The organism is Alteraurantiacibacter lauratis, from assembly GCF_037154155.1.
Lineage (GTDB): Bacteria > Pseudomonadota > Alphaproteobacteria > Sphingomonadales > Sphingomonadaceae > Alteraurantiacibacter > Alteraurantiacibacter lauratis.
In genome coordinates, this window is sequence record NZ_JBANRN010000028.1 from 1 (window position 1) to 3,883 (window position 3,883).

Here is a 3,883-nt window from a genome sequence, read left to right on the forward strand (position 1 = left end):
CTTGTGCCGGTGGCGCAGCACGAATATCAAACCGGTGGACTCTCGTTATGACCGCGGGACCAGCGGGGGGCAGGTCAACGGTCCTGTTCGATCGCGTGCCCGGTCTTTTTTTGCGCGTGATCCCGTGACGCACAAAGAACCGGTGCACCGTGCCGATCCCAACCGGAGCGCCGCGCTCGATCAGTCGCGCCTGAACCTCTACCAGGGTCATGTCTCCCTGCTCGGCAATCAACTCCCGGATGAAGCCGCCGTGCGCCTCGATCTTGCCCGAATGCCGGTCTCCGCCGCGCGGCTTGGCCACTGCCTGGCCATGCGCCAGCGCACGTTGCCGCCAGCGGATCGCGCTAGACACGCTGACCCCGAAGCGAGCCGCTGCCGCACGGCAGCTCAGCCCGCTATCAATCGCTGCGACAACCCGGTCCCGAAGATCCTGTGAAAGCGTTTGTGCCATCCATGCTGGCCTCCTGCCACCAGCAGGAAGTCTGAATCACAACGCCGACGCAAAGGGAATCCCCAGCGATTCAGAACGTGTGGAAACCGCTCTAAATCACAACCTCAAATCTGTGCCATTGGTGCTGACGGGGGACAGTGCTTGAGCAGGAAGACTTTAGCGTCGCCAGTGCAGCCAGCCCGCACGGCTAGGCCACGGCCGACCTCAGCCACGGTGCCCTTTAGAACATCGCCTTTACTTGCCGAAGTTCATGCCGGCCTTGCGTCCGTCGAAAATCGCCTGGGCGATCTGTCCCGGTCCCAGGCAGTCTCCTATGCGTTCAAGCGACTTGATCTTGCCTTCATCGCGAAGACTGTCGAGTTCGTGATACAGCGCATCGTCCGAGAGCTGGCCGGTAACAAGGACCACTGCATCGGCTGATCTTTTGCCTTCCTCTTTCGTCAACTCACGTGTCAGGCTTACCGCGCCGGATTCGATCGCAGCAATCGAATGACCAACCACGATTTCGATGCCCTTTTCGTTCATGCTCTTGATCACATGGCCCATCTCCAGCGTCATGGCCGTCCACGGCACAGGATCGCTGGCAGTCGTGACAAAGGTGACCTTGCAGCCGGCCGCCGCAAGCAGTTCCGCGATCGAAGATGCCATGTAGTAATAGTCCTCGTCATAGACGATGACTTCACCCTCTGGCAGCCGGCCATTGAGGATGTCTTCCGGCGTAAAGACATGATCGAGCTCATGCCCGGGTATCGCATCATGATGGTTGCGACCAAGCCCGTCACCGCGCCATTTCGCACCCGTCGCCACGATCACATGATCTGCTTCAAAACCAACGACATCCTCTGCCGACAGCCTGCTGTCGAGATATAGATCAACATTGGTCATTTGCTGCATCTGGCTGAGCCGATAGTCGACCACGCGGCCCCAGGCGCTCAATCTCGGCAACTTCTGTTCGCGCACCAGCCTGCCGCCCCATTCGGTCCCGGCATCTGCGAGCGTCACGCTGTAACCACGCTTGCCCAGGGTCGTGGCAGCTTCCAGTCCGGCAGGTCCACCACCAATTACCAGAATGCTCTGGCTGGCATCGTGTGCGGCGGGGTAGTCCTCCGGGTGCCAGCCCTGCAGGTGCTCTTCGCCAGCCGAGGGATTCTGGGTGCAACGTACGCGCGTATAGTGGTTCAACTCGGCGATGCAGGCGTTGCAGCCAATGCATTCTCGAATGTCTTCAATCCGCCCTTCCTGGATCTTGTTAGGCAGGAAGGGGTCGGAAATGGATGGCCTTGCGGCACCAATCAGGTCCAGGATGCCGCTCTTGATCTGGCGCACCATCGCATCGGGAGAGGTAAAGCGACCGACGCCAACCACCGGCTTGTCCGTCACCTGCTTCACAAAATTAATGAAAGGCTCTTGCTGACCTTCTTCGAAAAAGCGCGAACTACCGCTGTCAAAGGACCAATCCGATACGTTGACATCCCAAAGGTCAGGAACATCGGCCAAGGTCTCAATCACCCGGCGACCATCATCGCGGATATTCAGGTTCGATTGCCAACGTCGCTCTTCAACCGCAAATCGTACAGCGACAGCGCAAGAGCCCCCTACCGCGTCTTTCACGTCGCTCAAAGTTTCCTTGAGCAGGCGCACGCGGTTTTCAAACACGCCTCCATACTCGTCCGTCCGCTTGTTCGTGTTGGTAACGAGGAAGTCCTGGAGCAGCGACAGGTCGTGCGCACAGTAGACGTAGACAATATCATACCCGGCGCTCTTCGCGCGCAAGGCGGCATCTACATACCACTGACGGAAAGCGGCAATGTCCTTCTTGTCTACGGTGCGCGCCGTGATCGGATTGATATGATAGTGGGGGAACTTGGACGAGGATGAAAGTGGATGTGCCCTCGCCTGCCAAGCGACACCGGACGAACCGACATGCGCCAGTTCGGTTGCGGCCAGCGCACCATGTGCCTTGATGGCTTCGACCAGTCGGGCCGTCGGCGCAATGTGCTCATCAAGAAACAGTTCGGGCGTCTTCAGCGGCGCATGATCCGAAGTTTCGTGGATCATGGTCTCCTCGACGCAGATTACGCCCCAACCCCCCTCTGCACGGGCTGCGCGAAAAGCGATCATGCCGTCCATCCCGACCATTCCCATGCCAATCGCATGCGGAACGGAATAGAACCGGTTCTTGGTCCGCACCGGGCCAATCTGTAGCGGCTCGAACAGGATGTTATAACGCGGATCAAGTGTCGTCATCTTCACACCTCAAATCATGACATCTTGGGCGAAACTGTGTTCGCCCGCGTCTTACTCGTCGCTGCCCGTCAGCGTCGCGAGATAGGCAATGACCGCTTGACGGTCGGCATCATCCTCAATCCCGGCAAACGCCATGGCCGTGCCCGGATAGGCCTCCTGCGGATTGCGCAGGAAGTTCCCGAGATTGTCCACCGTCCAGAGATCGGCGGAACCAGTGAGGGCTGGCGAGTAAGGATAATCCTCCACGCCGCCCACGCCCCGTCCAACAACGAACTCTAGGTGCGGGCCAGCAGGCGAAGGCACATCGGAATCGATCGAGTGGCAAACGCTGCAGCTGCTGAACAGTCTCTCTCCACGTTCGACCAACTCGGCGTCACCCTCAAGCGCGGCCACCTGGGCCTGCTCTTGTGCGATCATCTGCCCTTCGTCAGGGGCATCGCCGCTCTGCGAACAGCCAGTCAAGGCCATTGCGCAGGCAACAATGCCCGCAGTGATCATATTACGCATCTTCCTGCTCCAGCATTTCATTGAGTTCGCGCGTGGCGCGAATGCCGCTTTCAACAGCGCCATCGATATATTCGTGCCAGCCATCTGCAGTCGCAGACCCGGCAAAGAACAGCCGCCCCTCGGGCTTGGCCATATCCTTGTATTTCGAGAACCAGCCGACCTTGTAGGAAGGCCAGCCTTGCTTGGAAAACGGATCATCAAGCCAGTTGTAGGGCGCAATCTCGGTTACATCGGCATTGGGATGGATCTTTCGGAGCTCGTCCACGACCGCGTCAAAATCATTCAGGTCGATCAGCGACTGGCGGCCCAGGGTCGCTTTCAGGACAGTACCTTCCTCATCGCTGAATTCTTCGGTCTGAATGGCATTCAACGGATTGGGATCATCGCAAAATGCGAAGGTGTTCCCGAGATTTTCGTTGAGGTGCATGTACATTGTCGCACCTTCACAACCCTCGGCGTTGGCAATGAATGCCTGCTTTTCCGCGGATAGACCCGACTTGAAATCAATATCAGGATAGACCTTGGTCGGCAGCGTCAGCACCGCCGCACGCACTTCGATTTCTTCTCCATCGGCTGTGCGAATGGTGACATTGCTTCCGTCTGTCCCCCGTCAGCACCAATGGCACAGATTTGAGGTTGTGATTTAAGGAGGGTTGGGGCTTCGTCGTAGTGACGAAG

The 3,883-nt window shown here is 58.3% G+C and carries 3 protein-coding genes and 1 pseudogene; all 4 read right to left on the minus strand.

The window, feature by feature from the left end; translation table 11 throughout:
- Positions 1 to 451, minus strand: a 451-nt coding sequence (locus tag WFP39_RS15125) for a helix-turn-helix domain-containing protein (protein ID WP_336920663.1), incomplete at its 3' end; no start/stop codon positions are given.
- Between the two features lie 234 nt (positions 452 to 685).
- A complete protein-coding gene (locus WFP39_RS15130; RefSeq protein ID WP_377923188.1) occupies positions 686 to 2,698 on the minus strand; it encodes an oxidoreductase in 2,013 nt (670 codons plus the stop codon).
- Between the two features lie 51 nt (positions 2,699 to 2,749).
- Complete coding sequence (locus tag WFP39_RS15135) at positions 2,750 to 3,205, minus strand: c-type cytochrome (protein WP_336920665.1); 456 nt, start codon at positions 3,203 to 3,205, stop codon at positions 2,750 to 2,752.
- A pseudogene (locus tag WFP39_RS15140) lies at positions 3,198 to 3,809 on the minus strand (flavin monoamine oxidase family protein); the annotation flags it as partial. The pseudogene WFP39_RS15140 and the gene WFP39_RS15135, both read right to left, overlap by 8 nt.
- Positions 3,810 to 3,883: the final 74 nt, after the last annotated feature.